Origin of the sequence: Prescottella defluvii, from assembly GCF_000738775.1 — a bacterium.
Lineage (GTDB): Bacteria > Actinomycetota > Actinomycetes > Mycobacteriales > Mycobacteriaceae > Prescottella > Prescottella defluvii.
Window position 1 is genome coordinate 1 of the sequence record NZ_JPOC01000054.1, and the last position, 15,274, is coordinate 15,274.

At 69.9% G+C, this 15,274-nt stretch carries 14 protein-coding genes and 1 pseudogene; 3 read left to right on the forward strand and 12 right to left on the reverse strand.

The features are described from left to right. Window positions 1-88 precede the first annotated feature (88 nt). Window positions 89-952: a DUF559 domain-containing protein gene (locus IJ15_RS0118830; protein WP_031939894.1), complete on the forward strand. Its 864-nt coding sequence runs from the start codon at window positions 89-91 to the stop codon at window positions 950-952. 77 nt (window positions 953-1,029) lie between these two features. Here the strand turns inward: IJ15_RS0118830 and IJ15_RS0118835 are convergent, their stop codons facing one another. Genes IJ15_RS0118835 through dnaK form a run of 4 tightly spaced genes read right to left on the reverse strand, consistent with a single transcriptional unit; the run spans window position 1,030 to window position 5,074 of the window. Beyond that, complete coding sequence (locus IJ15_RS0118835; RefSeq protein ID WP_031939895.1) at window positions 1,030-1,437, reverse strand: heat shock protein transcriptional repressor HspR; 408 nt, start codon at window positions 1,435-1,437, stop codon at window positions 1,030-1,032. Between the two features lie 32 nt (window positions 1,438-1,469). Then, on the reverse strand, window positions 1,470-2,642 hold the full coding sequence (dnaJ, locus tag IJ15_RS0118840) for a molecular chaperone DnaJ (protein ID WP_031939896.1): 1,173 nt from the start codon (window positions 2,640-2,642) through the stop codon (window positions 1,470-1,472). 36 nt (window positions 2,643-2,678) lie between these two features. Continuing rightward, window positions 2,679-3,239 carry a nucleotide exchange factor GrpE gene (gene grpE, locus IJ15_RS0118845; protein ID WP_031939897.1) on the reverse strand — a complete coding sequence of 187 codons (561 nt, stop codon included), beginning with the start codon at window positions 3,237-3,239 and terminating at the stop codon, window positions 2,679-2,681. Next, window positions 3,236-5,074 (reverse strand): molecular chaperone DnaK, encoded by a 1,839-nt coding sequence (gene dnaK / locus IJ15_RS0118850; protein WP_031939898.1) that lies wholly within the window; start codon window positions 5,072-5,074, stop codon window positions 3,236-3,238. The genes grpE and dnaK overlap by 4 nt, the downstream gene beginning before the upstream one ends. Before the next feature lie 251 nt (window positions 5,075-5,325). Here dnaK and IJ15_RS0118855 point away from each other — a divergent pair, with 251 nt between their 5' ends. Together IJ15_RS0118855 and IJ15_RS0118860 are read left to right on the forward strand one after the other, a co-directional pair. After that, a complete protein-coding gene (locus IJ15_RS0118855; protein ID WP_031939899.1) occupies window positions 5,326-5,913 on the forward strand; it encodes a membrane protein in 588 nt (195 codons plus the stop codon). Further along, window positions 5,910-7,325 carry a phytoene desaturase family protein gene (locus IJ15_RS0118860; RefSeq protein ID WP_031939900.1) on the forward strand — a complete coding sequence of 472 codons (1,416 nt, stop codon included), beginning with the start codon at window positions 5,910-5,912 and terminating at the stop codon, window positions 7,323-7,325. The genes IJ15_RS0118855 and IJ15_RS0118860 overlap by 4 nt, the downstream gene beginning before the upstream one ends. A 49-nt stretch (window positions 7,326-7,374) precedes the next feature. On the opposite strand, the gene IJ15_RS0118865 is transcribed toward IJ15_RS0118860, so the two are convergent. The 8 genes and pseudogenes from IJ15_RS0118865 to IJ15_RS26475 form a co-directional block, all read right to left on the reverse strand. Next, window positions 7,375-8,385 carry an iron-containing redox enzyme family protein gene (locus IJ15_RS0118865; RefSeq protein ID WP_031939901.1) on the reverse strand — a complete coding sequence of 337 codons (1,011 nt, stop codon included), beginning with the start codon at window positions 8,383-8,385 and terminating at the stop codon, window positions 7,375-7,377. Between the two features lie 12 nt (window positions 8,386-8,397). After that, window positions 8,398-8,547 (reverse strand): hypothetical protein, encoded by a 150-nt coding sequence (locus IJ15_RS26470; protein WP_197059862.1) that lies wholly within the window; start codon window positions 8,545-8,547, stop codon window positions 8,398-8,400. 47 nt (window positions 8,548-8,594) lie between these two features. Further along, entirely contained in the window at window positions 8,595-8,834 is a 240-nt protein-coding gene (locus IJ15_RS0118875) for a hypothetical protein (protein WP_031939902.1), read from the reverse strand. 225 nt (window positions 8,835-9,059) lie between these two features. Then, entirely contained in the window at window positions 9,060-9,266 is a 207-nt protein-coding gene (locus IJ15_RS25660) for a CDGSH iron-sulfur domain-containing protein (RefSeq protein WP_081880814.1), read from the reverse strand. Beyond that, the gene (locus tag IJ15_RS0118880; protein ID WP_031939903.1) at window positions 9,259-9,927 is read right to left on the reverse strand and encodes a HemK2/MTQ2 family protein methyltransferase; all 669 of its coding nucleotides are present in this window, start codon (window positions 9,925-9,927) and stop codon (window positions 9,259-9,261) included. Before IJ15_RS0118880 ends, IJ15_RS25660 begins: the two co-directional genes overlap by 8 nt. 109 nt (window positions 9,928-10,036) lie before the next feature. Next, the gene (locus IJ15_RS0118885; RefSeq protein ID WP_031939904.1) at window positions 10,037-11,602 is read right to left on the reverse strand and encodes a dynamin family protein; all 1,566 of its coding nucleotides are present in this window, start codon (window positions 11,600-11,602) and stop codon (window positions 10,037-10,039) included. Further along, complete coding sequence (locus tag IJ15_RS0118890; RefSeq protein ID WP_081880815.1) at window positions 11,599-13,488, reverse strand: dynamin family protein; 1,890 nt, start codon at window positions 13,486-13,488, stop codon at window positions 11,599-11,601. The genes IJ15_RS0118885 and IJ15_RS0118890 overlap by 4 nt, the downstream gene beginning before the upstream one ends. A 148-nt stretch (window positions 13,489-13,636) precedes the next feature. After that, window positions 13,637-15,274: pseudogene (locus tag IJ15_RS26475) on the reverse strand (IniB N-terminal domain-containing protein); the annotation flags it as partial.

A 15,274-nucleotide genomic window follows, 5' to 3' on the forward strand; every position in this document is an offset into this window, starting at 1 on the left:
GTTGTCCACAGGCCGGCGAATTCCACAGACCGGTGTTTCGCGGCGTTCGCGCACGCCCGGTGTCGGGGTGCGCCGCGAGGGTGCCGGCATGGATGGAATCTTCGTACCGTTCCGCGGCGGGGCCGCCCTCGACCAGGGCCTGGTGAGCAGGCGCGCACTCCGACGCCACTACACGCGCATCTATCCCGACACCTACGTGTACAACGACGTCGAGGTCGACGCGCGGATCCGAGCACGGGCGGTGTGGTGCTGGTCCGGTGGACGCGGGGTACTCGCCGGACCGTCGGCCGCCGCCCTGTGGGGCACGAGATGGATCGACGCCACCGCGCCGAATGCGCTGTGCTCGACCGCCCACCTGCGCCCGCCGCCGGGTATCGCGATCTACCGCGACTGTGTCCCGGACACCGACATCGCCACGCACACCGGAATACCGTTGACCGGTCCGCTGCGCACTGCCTTCGATCTGGGCCGGCGCCTCGAGTTCGACCGCGCAGTCGAAGCCGTCGACGCGCTGTACCAGTCGACCGGCATCACCCGCGCCGAGCTTGCGGCCTACGCGGAGACCCGATCCGGAGAACGCGGAATCATCCAGCTACGCAGCGTGATCGAAGAATCCGACGAGGGCGCCGAGTCGCCGTGGGAGACCCGAACGCGGCTGGCCCTCGTCCGGGCCGGACTGCCACGACCGGCCACCCAACTGACCATCCACGACGACGGCCGGTTCGTCGGCCGGGTCGACATGGCGTGGGAGCGCTGGCGGGTGATCGTCGAGTACGACGGCGACCACCACTTCGAGGCGGAGCAACGGAACCGCGACATCGAACGCTGGAACGCACTCGAGACCGCCGGATGGCGGGTGATCCGCGTCAAAGCCCGGCAGTTGACCTCCGGGCGGGCGACCCTCATCGCCCAGGTCACCCGCGTCCTGCGCGACGCCGGCGCCCCCGTGTAACGCCGAACGGGAATTCACGGCACGCTTCGGGCTCGAAGGTGTGCCGTGAATTCCCGTTCAGGGGTTCGGGGGTGCGTTCAGCGCTGGTTGCGTGGCTTCCAGACGACGATCGCGTTGTTGCGTGGGATGGGCACCAGGTCGCGGCGGTAGCTGGCGTGGACGCGGGCGATCTCGGCGGCCATCTCGTCGACGCGATGCTGCAGCGCCTCGACCTGGTTGGTCAGTTCGATGATCCGCTTGATGCCGGCGAGGTTGACGCCCTCGTCCTGGGACAGGCGCTGCACTTCGCGTAGCAGCGCCACGTCCCGCGGCGAGTACCGCCGACCGCCACCGGTGGTGCGGTGCGGGGTGACCAGGCCGAGCCTGTCGTAGTTGCGCAACGTCTGTGCGTGCATGCCGGCCAGTTCAGCGGCCACCGAGATGACGAACACCCGCGCATCGGGGTCCGCTGGGGCCTCCGATGCCTTACGGCCCTTGTCGCTCATGATGGTTCACCTGTTCGATCGGTTCACGCCGGTCAGGCGCCGGCCCATCCTGCCCGCGGATCGAATCCGCTGGCCTTCTCCGCTTCCAGATAGGTCTGGAGCGCCTCGATGGCGGGGTCGTCGAGCTTCTGCGGCACCGCTACCTTCACGGTGACCAGCAGGTCTCCGGCGCCTCCGCCGCGCTTGGGCACACCGCGCCCTCGCACCCTGAGAACCCGTCCGTCCGCAGTGCCGGCCGGAAGCTTCACGCCCACGCGGCCGTCCAGTGTCGGCACGGACAGGGTGGTGCCGAGCACCAGTTCTCCGTAGCTGACCGGGATCACAAGCGTCAGATCGTCGTTGGTGCGCCCGAACACCTTGTCGGGGCGAACGTGGACGGTGACGTACAGGTCGCCGGACGGCGCACCCCGCAGTCCGGCCTCGCCCTGACCCGCCAGGCGGATCCGCTGGCCGTCACTGACGCCCGAGGGAACCCGGACGGTGATGGTGCGGGTGCGGTTGGTGACACCGTTGCCGTGGCAGTCGGTGCACGGGTCGTCGATGATCGATCCGGTGCCGCGGCAGTCGTCGCACGGTTCACTGAAACCGAACGCACCCTGATTACGGCTGACGACGCCGGCCCCGTTGCAGCGCGGGCACACTCGCGGGCTGGTGCCCGGCTTGGCCCCACTGCCGTGGCACGTGGTGCATGCCGATCGGCTGGTGAGGCGCAGCGGAACCGTCACGCCCTGAGCTGCCTCGCGGAACTCGAGCGTGGTCTCGGTCTCGACGTCGCTGCCGCGGTGCGGACGTGTGCTCGTCGCCGACCGGCCGCCACCACGGTTGAACAATCCACCGAAGATGTCGCCGAGTCCGCCGTCACCGCCGGCACCGCCACCACCACCACCGAACAGGTCGTTGATGTCGAAGCCGCCACCGAATCCACCACCGCCGGTGCCGTATCCGGCACCGGGGCCGAAGCCACCACTCGCGAACAAGCGACGAGCCTCGTCGTACTCCTTGCGCTTCGCCGGATCGGTGAGGACCGCATTGGCCTCACTGACCGCCTTGAAGCGCTCCTCCGCCTTGGTGTCACCGGGGTTGGCGTCGGGATGCAGATCCCGGGCCAGCTTGCGGTACGCCTTCTTGATCTCGTCGGCGGAGGCGTCAGAGGAGACGCCCAGTTCCTTGTAGAAGTCCTTCTCGATCCACTCCCGCTGGCTCACTGGGCGTCTCCTCCTCTCACTGTTTCTTCTGTCTGACTACTCAGCTGCCGCATCGGCTGCGGGTGCACCGTCGGTGACGGTGACCATCGCCGTGCGGAGCACGCGGTCGCCCAGGCGGTAGCCCTTGCGCAGGACCGCCGCGAGGACGGGGTTGTCACCGTCGCCCTCCATCTGCACGGCCTCGTGCAGTTCCGCGGAGAACGCGTCGCCCTCGACGCCGAACCCTTCCAGGCCCAGACCGTCGAGCACAGCGACGAGCTTGTCGGACAGCGACTTCAGCGGTCCCGAATCCAGATCCCCGTGAGCACGCGCGCGGTCGAGATCGTCGGCGAGGTCGAGGAACTTCCCGACCACCGCGACCCGCTCGTCCTCGACGGCGCGGTCGATCCGAGCCAACGCGTTGCGGCGAATGTTCGCGATCTCCGCCTTCGCGTAGCCCAGCTCGGTGCTGGCCTTCTCGAGTTCGGCGGTGATCGTGGTCAGATCGTCCGTCTCGGCCGCACCGGCCCCGGCCGCCTCCTCGGAGGCGGCCGGGGTGCCGTCGACGATCTGCTCGTCGACGGTCACCGGTTCGCGCTCGGGGTTCTCCGACGTCACTTCTTGTCCTGATCGGTCGGCTCGTCGACAACCTCTGCGTCGACGACGTCGTCTGCGGGGCCGGAGCCGTCGCCCGACGCGGAGGCGTCAGCGGCCTGCGCGTCGTAGATCGCCTGGCCCAGAGCCTGCGACTCGGTCGACAGCTTCTCGACCGCGGCCTTGACGACGGCCAGATCGGTGCCGGCGAGAGCAGTCTTGACCTCGGCGACCGCGGCCTCGACCTTCTCCTTGACGTCGGCCGGGACCTTGTCCTCGTTCTCCTTGACGAACTTCTCCGTCTGGTGGACGAGCGACTCGGCCTGGTTGCGGACCTCGGCCTCCTCGCGGCGGGCCTTGTCCTCCTCGGCGTGCGCCTCGGCGTCCTTGACCATCCGGTCGATCTCGTCCTTGGACAGGCCGGAGCCGTCCTGGATCTTGATCGTGTTCTCCTTGCCGGTGCCCTTGTCCTTGGCCGTGACGTGGACGATGCCGTTGGCGTCGATGTCGAAGGTGACCTCGATCTGCGGCACGCCACGCGGGGCCGGCGGGATACCGGACAGCTCGAACGATCCGAGGAGCTTGTTGTGCGAGGCGATCTCGCGCTCACCCTGGAACACCTGGATCTGCACCGACGGCTGGTTGTCGTCCGCCGTGGTGAAGGTCTCGGAGCGCTTGGTCGGGATCGTGGTGTTGCGCTCGATGAGCTTGGTCATCACGCCACCCTTGGTCTCGATACCGAGGGACAGCGGGGTGACATCGAGCAGCAGGACGTCCTTGACCTCGCCCTTGAGGACGCCGGCCTGGAGGGCAGCGCCGACGGCGACGACCTCGTCCGGGTTCACGCCCTTGTTGGGCTCACGGCCACCGGTCAGCTCACGCACCAGGTCGGAGACGGCCGGCATACGGGTGGAGCCGCCGACGAGCACGACGTGGTCGATGTCCTTGACGGAGATGCCCGAGTCCTTGACCACGGCCTGGAACGGCGCGCGGGTGCGGTCCAGCAGATCGGAGGTGATCTTCTGGAACTCGCTGCGGGTGAGCTGCTCGTCGAGGAACAGCGGGTTCTTGTCCGCGTCCACGGTGATGTACGGCAGGTTGATGGAGGTGCTCTGCGAGCTGGACAGCTCGATCTTGGCCTTCTCCGCGGCCTCGCGCAGACGCTGCAGGGCCATCTTGTCCTTGGTGAGGTCGATGCCGTTCTGCGCCTTGAACTTCTCGACGAGCCACGACACGACGCGCTCGTCCCAGTCGTCGCCACCGAGGTGGTTGTCACCGGAGGTCGCGCGGACCTCGACGACGCCGTCGCCGATCTCGAGCAGGGACACGTCGAAGGTGCCGCCGCCGAGGTCGAAGACCAGGATGGTCTGTTCCTTCTCACCCTTGTCGAGGCCGTACGCGAGCGCGGCCGCGGTGGGCTCGTTGACGATGCGCAGGACGTTCAGGCCTGCGATCTGTCCGGCCTCCTTGGTGGCCTGGCGCTGTGCGTCCTCGAAGTAGGCGGGGACGGTGATGACCGCGTCGGTGATCTCCTCACCGAGGTACGCCTCGGCGTCACGCTTGAGCTTCATCAGCGTGCGGGCGCTGATCTCCTGCGGCGTGTACTTCTTGTCGTCGATCGCGACGGTCCAGTCGGTGCCGACGTGGCGCTTGACCGAGCGGATGGTGCGGTCGACGTTGGTGACCGCCTGGTTCTTGGCGGGCTGACCGACGAGTACTTCGCCGTTCTTGGCGAAGGCCACGACGGACGGGGTGGTGCGCGCGCCCTCGGCGTTGGCGACCACTACCGGCTCGCCGCCTTCGAGCACAGACACGACCGAGTTGGTGGTCCCGAGGTCGATTCCGACCGCACGAGCCATAGTGATCCCTCACTTTCCTTCTTCGCAGCCTCTCGAGCTGCGGTTATCTTCTCGACACTGAGCTTGACGAACCTCAGGTGAGCGTATCCGGCTCAAGTTTGCATCCGACTCCGGTCGAAGTCAATCCGAAACTTGAGTCACTCACGCTCAGGTTCTCGAATTGGTCAACGGGCCGCCTCCCGAGTTTGTTCCCGGCCGGGCGAAATCCCCGACCGGGTCGCCTCGACCGGACCCGCGGATACGATTCGGACGTGGACACCACCGGCGAACACGAGGCCGCGGCGACACGGGCGCAGCGACCGAAGCCGCCCCGGCCCGACGTCTCCGTCGCACCCCTGCACGACACCTGCGCCGATCCGGGTCGGACTCCGCCCACCGTGACCGCGGCGGTCACCGCGTGGGCCGCGTCGTTCGCCACCTTCGCCGCCCTGGCCGCCGTCCTGGCCGCCGACTACGACACCGTCGTCGACGCCCTCTCGTCCGGGCTCACGACCCGGGATCCGACGGCGAACCCGGACACCGCCGACCAGGCGGCCGGGCTGACGGTGCTGGGGGTCGGCGCCGTCGGGATGCTGCTGGTCCTGGCGGCCGTGCTCGGGATCGTGTGGCTGCGGTCCGGACACGGCCGGGCGCGCGGGTGGCTCACCGCCGTCGGCGCCCTCACCGTCGTGGCGGCCGTCGGCATGTGGAGCGTGCTGTCCGACGCCGGAGACGTCGCGTTCGGGCTGCTCACGTGGGCACCGCTGCTGCAGGCCGCACTCGTCGCCGTCGGCACCGCACTGCTGTTCACCTCTGCTGCGTCCGCGTGGCTCGGGCGCAGGATCGCGGTGTCCCTATGACCACGGCCGTCGTCGTCGGCGCGGGCCCCAATGGACTGGCCGCCGCCGTCGCGCTCGCGCGGCGCGGGGTGTCGGTGACCGTGTACGAGGCCGCCGACACGATCGGTGGCGGCACCCGCACGTCCGAGCGCATCGTGCCCGGACTGTTGCACGACGACTGCTCGGCGGTGCACCCGATGGGGGCGGCGTCGCCGTTCTTCCGGTCACTCGATCTCGCCGCACACGGGCTCGAATGGCGGTACCCGGACATCGATCTGGCGCACCCCCTCGACGACGCCGTGTCCGGCGTGTTCACGCGGTCGATCGAGCGGACCGTGAGCAGGCTGGGACCCGACGGTCCCGCGTGGCGCCGACTGTTCGCGCCGCTGTCCGAGCGCTTCGACGACCTGGCCGGCGAACTGCTCCGGCCCGTCGCACACCTGCCCCGACACCCGATCTCGATGGCGCGCTTCGGGATCAGCGCGCTCGCTCCCGCGACGTCGACGGCGAAGCGGTGGCGCACCGAGCAGGCGCGGGCACTGTTCGGCGGCGTGGCCGCGCACGCGTACTACCCGCTGTCCCGGCCGACGACGTCGGCTGCGGGCCTGATGATGCTCGCTGCCGGCCACCGCTACGGCTGGCCGGTCGCCAAGGGCGGATCCCGGGCGATCGCCGATTCGTTGGCCTCCCTGCTCCGTGCTCACGGCGGCCGTATCGAGACCGGACGACGGGTCCGCTCGCTGGGCGAGTTGCCCCGCGCCGACGTCACGATGCTCGACCTGTCCCCCACCGGTGTGGCGGAGGTGGCCGGCGATCTGCTGCCGGCCCGGGTGGCCCGCGCGTACCGCAAGTACCGGTACGGCCCGGCGGCGTTCAAGCTGGATCTGGCCGTCGAGGGCGGGATCGCGTGGCGCGACGAGGCGTGCCGCCGCGCCGGCACCGTCCACCTCGGCGGGACCTTCGGGGAGATCGTCGCCACCGAACGGGACCTGCACCGCGGCCGGATGCCCGAACGCCCGTTCGTCCTGATCGGTCAGCAGTACCTGGCGGATCCGTCACGCTCGGTCGGCGACGTGCACCCGGTATGGGCGTACGCCCACGTGCCCCACGGATACACCGGCGATGCGACCGAGGCGATCCTGCGCCAGATCGAACGCTTCGCTCCCCGCACACGCGACCGCATCGTCGGCACCTTCAGCCGGTCCGCCGTCGAGATGCCGCGGTACAACCCCAACTACGTGGGCGGCGACATCGCGACCGGCGCGAACGATCCGGTCCAGTTGTTGACGCGTCCCCGGGTCGCCGTCGATCCGTATGCGACGGGCATCCCGGGCGTCTACATCTGCTCTGCCGCCACCCCACCCGGCGGCGGTGTGCACGGGATGGGCGGATTCAACGCGGCCAGATCGGCGCTGCGGGCACTCGCGCGCTAGTCCGGTCGACCGATCCGCATCGGCGTCGGCATCTGCACCGCGTCGACCCTCAGCCCGCGCGGGGCCGCAGCGAGCTGACGCCGCGGGCCCACGCGTCCGCCATGTGGTCGCCCACGAGGTCGTCGAATGCCAGGCACGCGGCCGCGCCGAACAGGACGTCGCCGGCACAATCCGGGCGTTGCTCGACGAGACCGCCCGCGAGGTCGCGGACGGCGATCTGCTCGTGCACCGAATCCGCCTCGACGTGCTCGTCGAAGAACAGGGTGGCCGCAGTCCCGAAGCCGAGCCGGCGCAGCCCGGCGGCATACTTCTTGCTCGGCAGCGCGGAGGTCGTCTCCACCGCACACAGGTGCCCGACGAGGGCGGCCCGCAGCCGCCGATGCAGGCCGAAGAGGGACAGCGCGTTGAGCGAGGCGAGCGTCACCGCCGGGACGTCGTCGAGGTAGTGGGCATACCCGTCGGACAACCCCACCTCGCGCATCGTCGACGCGAACAGCTGTGAGTGCATCCGCTCGACCCGCCCGCCCCCGTACTCGTCGGCCTGCACCTCGACCAGCGCCGCCTTCGGCCGCCCTACGAGCCTCGGGATGCCGAGGGTGTGGACGTCGGCCTCGCGGAGCTGGTTGAGAGATCGGTGGATCAGCAGCTCCCGGAACTGGTCCACGGTCGAGTCCGTGGCCATGAAGCCGGACAACCCGGGCCCCACCGTGGGCGCGGTCATCTCCCAGAGCGCCGCCTCGACGTCGGCCGGATCGACGCCCTCCGTTCGCGGGCCCGCAAGTTCGCGGACAGCCTCCTCGAACGGCGCCTCGAGCTCCGCACGCGCCACGATCAGCTCCGGCGCCCACTCCAGCCGGTCGTCTGCACCGTCGACGCCGTGCAGGTGCAGCTCGTACAGCAGCGTCAGGGCCAGCTGCGCGTCGTCGTCGGTGAGGATTCCGTTCGACGACTCCGACCGGTAGCCGCGGGCCGCGGTGTTCACGGTCGCCGGTTCGTCCGTGCCGGACAACACCGCGACGAGGGCGGCGCTCACCGGACCGCGTGGTTCGGGAATCGGCATCGGCATCGGCTTTCAGTCCTGCCCGTCGCTCGAATCCGCGTCGTCCGTCGTCGTCCGCGGCGGCGTCGCGCCACCTTCCTCGGCCCACGTGTCACGTCCGCTGGGATCGGACTGGACGTCGCCCTCGACAGGTACATGCTTCCGGTCATCCGGTGTGGCCATCGGTCTCGTTCCTCCGTTCTGCTCCGTGGGGCTGGTCCGTGGAGCGTCTAGGTGTACCGGGCCACGAGCCGGTCGAACTCGTCGCTGTCGACCAGGCCGGGTTGTCCGATGTCCAGTGCGGTCAGAAACTTGTGCACCAGACCGAAGTCGCGTTCCAACTCGGCGCGGGAGGGGCCCGAGGGTTCCGGGCTCGCACCGCTTCCGATCGTCGCGTCCAGATTGGCGGCGATCACGTTCAGCTTCTCCCGGACCTTGTCGATCCGGCCGGTTGTTCCTCCAGTTGTCATCCGTTCTCAACCCCGTTTCCGTACTGTCGCCGTTCGCAAGGTCTGCGGGCACTGACCCTCATACTGCCCGTGACCGGATCGTTCTGCTGGAAAGGATTTCGGCCGCGAGCCCTGTGGAGCAAAGAACTCACACCTGTGGACAGACCTGTGAATGATTCACCGAGAGCGGAGGACTCGACGATGCTTCGAGACCCCGGCGTCACTCGAGTTGACACAGAGAAGATTTCACTGCTTCTGCGGTTTCTTCCGTTTGTGCGAGCTGTCGCAGAAGGGCGGTCGGCCGGTCCTCCCACAGCGACACAACGCAATCGTCGCGCGTTCGTTGGCAATCGGGGAACCGGTGGCGTCGACGAGGCTCACCGGTCCACGCACGAGCAGTGGCCCGTCGGGGCACACGGTCACGACCACCTCCGATTCCGCGCTGTCAGCCACGACCGGCCACCTCCCTCCGCGCGGCCCGGAACACGACCACCCTCTCGCGGTCCTGCCCCTCCTCGACCAGCCCGCGGCGGCGCAGCATGCCCTCGCGCGCAGTAGTTATCGGACCGAAGGGTATGTGCAGGCTGCGAACGATCTCCACTTCCAGTCCCTGCTCCTCGAGCATCACCTGGGTCTTCCCGAGACCGCAGAGCGCGGACTGCAGCAGCAACAGCACTCCCCCGTCGGCCAGGACGTCGGGCACGTCCGTGCAGATGCGATCCAGCAGCGAACGACCGTTCGATCCCGCGTCCCACGCCCGCGCCGGACCACGGGTCGGCAACCGGTCGGTCTCCGAGGGCACGTAGGGCGGGTTGGACACCACGAGGTCGAACCGCTCGCCGTCCACCGGTGCCGTGAGATCGCCCCGCAGCACCCGCACGGGAGCGCGTTTGAGCCACGCGTTGATTCGCGTGTTCACCACCGCTCTCCGACCGATGTCCACCGCGGTGATGTCTTTCGCGCCCGCCGCCGCGGCATGTGTCGTGAGCACCCCGGTTCCCGCACACAGGTCCAGGATCCGGGTACGGGCACCCACGGTCTCGGCGCTCAGCGCCTGCGCCAGAAGGAAACTGTCGGTCTGCGGACGATAAACACCTGGTAATCGGAGCAGCACGAAGGACCTCCTCGATCCTCGTGACGTCGGAGCACCGACGCCTCCTTCGAGTATTGCCGAGCCTGGTGTGCACTGCACGGGACCGACGCCGAGGGGTTCCTGCGCCCGATCAGTGGGGTGGAGTCGCCGCGACCGGCGCCACGCGCACCGATCCGCTGTCGATGTCGAGGGCCATCGCCCCGCCGAAGCCGCCGGCGCCGCCGGTGCCACCCAGTTCGGTCAGCACCCCTTCCGCACTGCGGGCGGCGACCTGACAGGCACGGGCGGTGAACTGGTCGACCAGCGGATGCGCCGCCCGCTCGCGCCACTTGCGCACCGCCGCGAGCGACACGACCCGGGCCTCCTCGATCGAGGCGTCGACCGACAGCCCGAGTCGCTGCGCGGGATCGATGCCGAATCCGCCGATGAGCCGCTGCAGTTCGGTCAGATCGTCGCTCGACAGCCCGGTCTCGGTGCTGCGCAGCCGCCCGAGCATCCGCAGTTCCTGGAATCCGTGCACGTCCGCGAGCAGCCGACCGGCCTCGTCGAGCAGCCGCGGGGTCTGTGCGGTGGGATGCGCCTCCAGGACCCGTTCGAGTGCGACGAGTGCGGAATGCGTCTTGAGCTGTTCGGCGCGCTGGCCGAACTGCACATCGAGCACCTGCCGCAGTTCGTCGAGTCCGCTGCGCGCCACCAGTTCGGCGGCCAGGCTGGGCGAATCCTGCACCCCGAGCCGGACGAGCATCACCGCGAGCCGAATCCCGAACAGCCCGAACCGGTCCGCGAGCTGACGACGCATCTCCGCGTCCACGGGCAACGGGGCGTCGTCGCGGACGAAGCGGTCGGCCGACAGCATCGCCAGCTGCAGATCCTCCCCGGGCACCTGCGCCAGCGCCTCGAACGCCGCGAACTCGCTCTGCCGCAACGTCCGTGCGCCGAGCGCCAACAGGCCCGCGACCGGGACGACCGCCTGGCACAGGCCGGTGAGCTCGAGTTCCGACGTGAACCGCGCCGCCATCTCCTTCGCGGAGTGCATCGCGTCGGCGCGCCCCGCCCCGACCTCGTCGGCACGCGAGACCACCCCGACGACCCCGAGCGGCCCGGACTCGCCACCGACGTGCGCTCCGATCCGGCCCAGGAACTGGACGTCCGACGCGCTGAGGCTGCGCAGCAGGTACACCACCGCGTCGGCCCCGGACACCGCGTTCTCGGGGGTCAGCATGTCGAGGGTGCGGGCGGAGATGTCCTTCGACAGTGACGACGTGCCGGGGGTGTCGATGATGGTGGTCTGCGCCAGCGCACTGGCCGGCCACTCCACGTCGAGGCGGTCGACGCGGTCCGCGGTGAGGTCACCGAGATCGAACGTCAGGCGCCCCGTGCGACGCTGTACGGCCACGTTTGCCGATTCGCCGTCGTCGTAGCGAGCAGTGACCGTCGGGGTCGTGCCGCCGCGGTACCAGGTGACGATGCGGGTGCACTCGGTGGCATCGGTCGGGGCGATGTCCTGTCCGACAAACGCATTGAGCAGCGTCGACTTGCCCGCCTTGACCGAGCCGGCGAGTGCGACCCGCAGCGGCTGGTCGAGCCGGGACGCGCACTCGTGCAGCTGGGCCCGCGCGACCGGGTTGTCGGCATAGATCTCGCGCGCCGCCACGATCAGGGCGTGCGCCCGCCCGAACGAGGTCGACGCCGTCACGCCGGAATCTCCTCGTTCGCGTTCGCTGCGACCGGAAGCAACTGGGCCGCAATATCCTTCAGTTCGCCGAGGACCTTCATCTGCCGCTCCACCTCGGTGGCACGTCCGGCACGCGCCGTCGATTCGACGGTGGCCGCGTCCTGTGCCGCACGCAACGAGTCGCCGAGCGACCGCAGCGTCTGCTCCGCGAGCGCCGTGAAGTGGTCGCGCAGCAACCGCTGGATCAACCGGAGCCGGTCCTTGGACTCCTTGCCGACCTGGAAGCTGACATCGTCGGTGAAGCGTCGGATCGCCATCTTCGCGTCGGCTCGCCGCTTGACCACCCGGGCGTCCCGGTCGTCGCGGTACGCCTTGGTGCCGAGCAGCACTCCCGCACCCACCGAGATCGGGTTGAGCAGTGTCATCCCCATCAGCGTCGTGACGAGACCGAACATCAGGACACCGCCGTACGATCCGCGCATCCCGACGAGAACCTTCTGGGTGAGGCCGATCCGGCCCGACTCGAGATCCGACAGCGCCACCACCGGCTCGAGCACACCGTCGAGATCGGCGACGTCCAACTGGGGCATCTCCACCGAACCTGCGTCGGCGAAGTGCTCGGCGACCACCTCCGCGAGCCACAGCGCCCGGTCGTGCGCCCACACGAAGTTGTCGCCCACCGACCGCGCGATCTGCTCCTCGAGCCACTCCCCCAGCTCGCCCCACTCCTTGCCCGGATCCCCGTCGTCGACGGCGCGTTCCGCCTCGCGGGTGACCTGCCGCAGCCGGTCCCGCAGATCATGGTCGATGTCCGACGCCAGGTCCGCGATACCGTCGGCGAGGGTCTGCTGCCATCGCGACGTCTTCTTGTGCAGTTCCTCCGTGGCCGCCTTGGCGCGTTGCAGTTCGGCGACCGCGGCCGCACCCTTCGCCGGATCTCGCAGCGCGGCAAGCTCACTGCCGAGTGCGAGCATGAGATGCTCGACCACCGAGTGGACGTCGTGGGACACCGCGCGACGCAAACCGCCCTCGGCGTGCTCGATCACCCGGCCCCGCAGGAACGCGTACAGGGCGTCGAATCCGGACTCGTCGTGCAGCGACCGGTCGTCGAGGCGCAGGGCGTGCGAACGCAGCACCGACGAGATCGGCAGCAGCGGGACGTCGAGCCCGGCCCGTTGCAGGTGCGCGGCGTCGGCCTCGACGATCCGCCGCCAGTGCGGGTACAGATCCGTCTTGGTGATCAGGCATGCGACGGCGGGACACAGCCCGGTCACCTGGCGCAGGAACACGAGTTCGGGCTCGGTGAACTCCTGGCTCGCATCGGAAAGGACGAGAACCGCATCGGCGGCCGACCCCAGACCCAGAGTCGCTGCTGCGTGGGGATTTCCGTGCCCGCCGACACCGGGAGTGTCGACGAACACCAGACCGTCCGCCAGCAGTGGGCTCGGCACATTGACCTCGAGCCGCAGTACCTCGCGTCCCTCGGCGTGCGGGGACGACGGACTCACCGAATCAAGTTCCGCGAGGGGCACGTCCACTCGTCGTGGCTCACCACCGGGTTCGGCGACGACGAGTTCGACGAAGGCGCTCTCGGCGTTCTGCACGACCGTCGGTACCGCGGTGGTCTCGTCGTCCCCCACCGAGCACACCGTGAGGTTGAGCAGCGAGTTGACGAACTGACTCTTGCCCTGCTTGAGCTGCCCCACCACCACGACCCGGAACCGGGGATCGACCACCCGGGTGCGCACCAGGTCCAGACGATCCACCAGATCCGTCCGACCAGCCGCCGCGGCGATCCCCGCAGTCCGGTCCAGCAGAGCGGTGAGGGCGGTCTCCTGCGCCGGCACCGTGCGATTGCATGTCGGCGACTTCGCCGACGCCACCGTATCCGAGGTCGCGCTGTCCATGGGTTTCGCTGCCCCGCTTCTGTGTTCCGACCCCCGCCCGCACCGCAGTGCACGCGCTGACTGATCCGCCGCTCCGTTGGATACGAACCGGGGCCCCGTTCGCATTAGCGCGTACGGGGCCCCGTTCGTTACAGGTCGTGTCCTGCGGTCACGGTGTCAGATCGTCACCGAGATCGATGTGCACGGGCGCCGGATCGACGAGGGAGCCCAACTGGCCCGCCACGTCGCCGATGCCGTTCGCGAACAGTCCGGCGTCCGAGTGCGCGGAACCGAACGCGTCGGTGTCGATCGACGACCACGCGTTGCCCGCCACCGCGTCGGACAGTCCACCGGTGAGGCTGCCGGCCGCGTCCAACGCGCCCTGCAGGGCCGTGTCGAAGCCGGTCGTGAGGCCGCCCGCGATGTCGGCGGTGCCGCCGAGACCTGCGTCGGCCTGCTGGCCGAGGTCCGAGACCGAACCGAGCGCACCCGACAGGCTCGCACCCAGGTCACCGCCCAGATCGACACCGAGATCGACACCGAGATCCACACCGAGGCCGGCGCCGAGATCCGCACCCGGATCCGCGGTGGAACCGAGTCCGCCGCCGAGATCGCCCGTCGAGCCGAGGGCACCACCGAGCCCGCCGCCGGCACCGAGGGCCGCGTCGATCGCGGCACCCAGTTCGCCACCGGCCGCGCTGCCGGTCCCCAGCACGCCCTCGAGCGCACCGCCGAGCTGCACACCGAATCCGCCGTCACCGGCGAGGATGCCGCCGAGGTCCAGGGAGCCGCCGGAGTCGAGGCCGCCGCCGAGCAACCCACCCAGCGCCGCACCGAGATCGGCGCCCGCCGAGCCGCCGACGCCGAACGCACCCTCGAGGAGCCCCCCGAGGTCCGCTCCGGCACCGACCTCCAGGCTGCCGCCGAGAGCCAGGGCGCTGTTGATCGCGGTTCCGAGCGCCGCGGTGAGCGCACCGTCCACATCGAGCGCGCCGCCCAGCGCACCGCTGATCGCCGCACCGAGGTCGCCGCCCGACCCGATCAGGCTGCCGAGGTCCAGACCACCGTTCAGTCCGCCGCCGAGCCCACCGTCGAGGGCCCCGCCGATCGCGGCACCCAGATCGGCGCCGATCGAACCACCCGCGCTGAGGGCGGACTCGAGCGCGCCACTCAGGGCGGCCGTCAACTGTGTGCCGAGATTGCCGCCGAGTTCTGCGCCCAGGCTGCCACCGACCGACAACGCCGCCGCGAACGCACTCTCGAAGCCGGCACCGAGCTCCCCACCGAGCCCGGCACCGGCCTCGATTGCCGCGCCGAAGAGTCCACCGAGGGCGGCTCCGAGCTCCCCACCGAGCTCACCGCCGATCGCGAAAGCACTCTCCAACGCGGCGCTCAACCCGCCGTCAGCCGACAGGAGTCCACCGAGGTCGAGGCTGGTCACGCCCTCGAGTGCGGCTCCCAGCGCCGCACCGAGATCGGTCACCATCGATCCGTTCACGTCCACGACGCCGCCGAGCGCCCCGTTCAGGGCGGCCGCCAGCGCACCCCCCAGATCCAGCGAACCATCGAAGTTCGTCAGGCTGCCGAGGTCCAGACCACCGTTGAGTCCGCCACCGAGCCCGACCGCGGCCTCCAGCGCGGCACCGAGAGTGGCCCCGAGCTGCGCGCCGATCGACCCGCCGACCGCCAGAGCAGCGCCCAGCGCCGCGACCAGGTCGCCGCCGAGGTCACCGGCAATCCCGCCGTCCAGGCCACCGCCCACCACCGCCCCGAGCCCCAGCCCGGCTCCGGCGCCCAGACCCAGTCC

Bases quoted from the DNA above. Each gene is read 5' to 3' on its own strand.
- IJ15_RS0118860 (WP_031939900.1), top strand. From the start codon at position 5,910: ATGACCACGGCCGTCGTCGTCGGCGCGGGCCCCAATGGACTGGCCGCC.
- IJ15_RS0118875 (WP_031939902.1), bottom strand. From the start codon at position 8,834: ATGACAACTGGAGGAACAACCGGCCGGATCGACAAGGTCCGGGAGAAG.
- IJ15_RS26470 (WP_197059862.1), bottom strand. From the start codon at position 8,547: ATGGCCACACCGGATGACCGGAAGCATGTACCTGTCGAGGGCGACGTC.
- IJ15_RS0118890 (WP_081880815.1), bottom strand. From the start codon at position 13,488: ATGGACAGCGCGACCTCGGATACGGTGGCGTCGGCGAAGTCGCCGACA.
- IJ15_RS0118830 (WP_031939894.1), top strand. From the start codon at position 89: ATGGATGGAATCTTCGTACCGTTCCGCGGCGGGGCCGCCCTCGACCAG.
- dnaK (WP_031939898.1), bottom strand. From the start codon at position 5,074: ATGGCTCGTGCGGTCGGAATCGACCTCGGGACCACCAACTCGGTCGTG.
- IJ15_RS0118865 (WP_031939901.1), bottom strand. From the start codon at position 8,385: ATGCCGATTCCCGAACCACGCGGTCCGGTGAGCGCCGCCCTCGTCGCG.
- IJ15_RS0118835 (WP_031939895.1), bottom strand. From the start codon at position 1,437: ATGAGCGACAAGGGCCGTAAGGCATCGGAGGCCCCAGCGGACCCCGAT.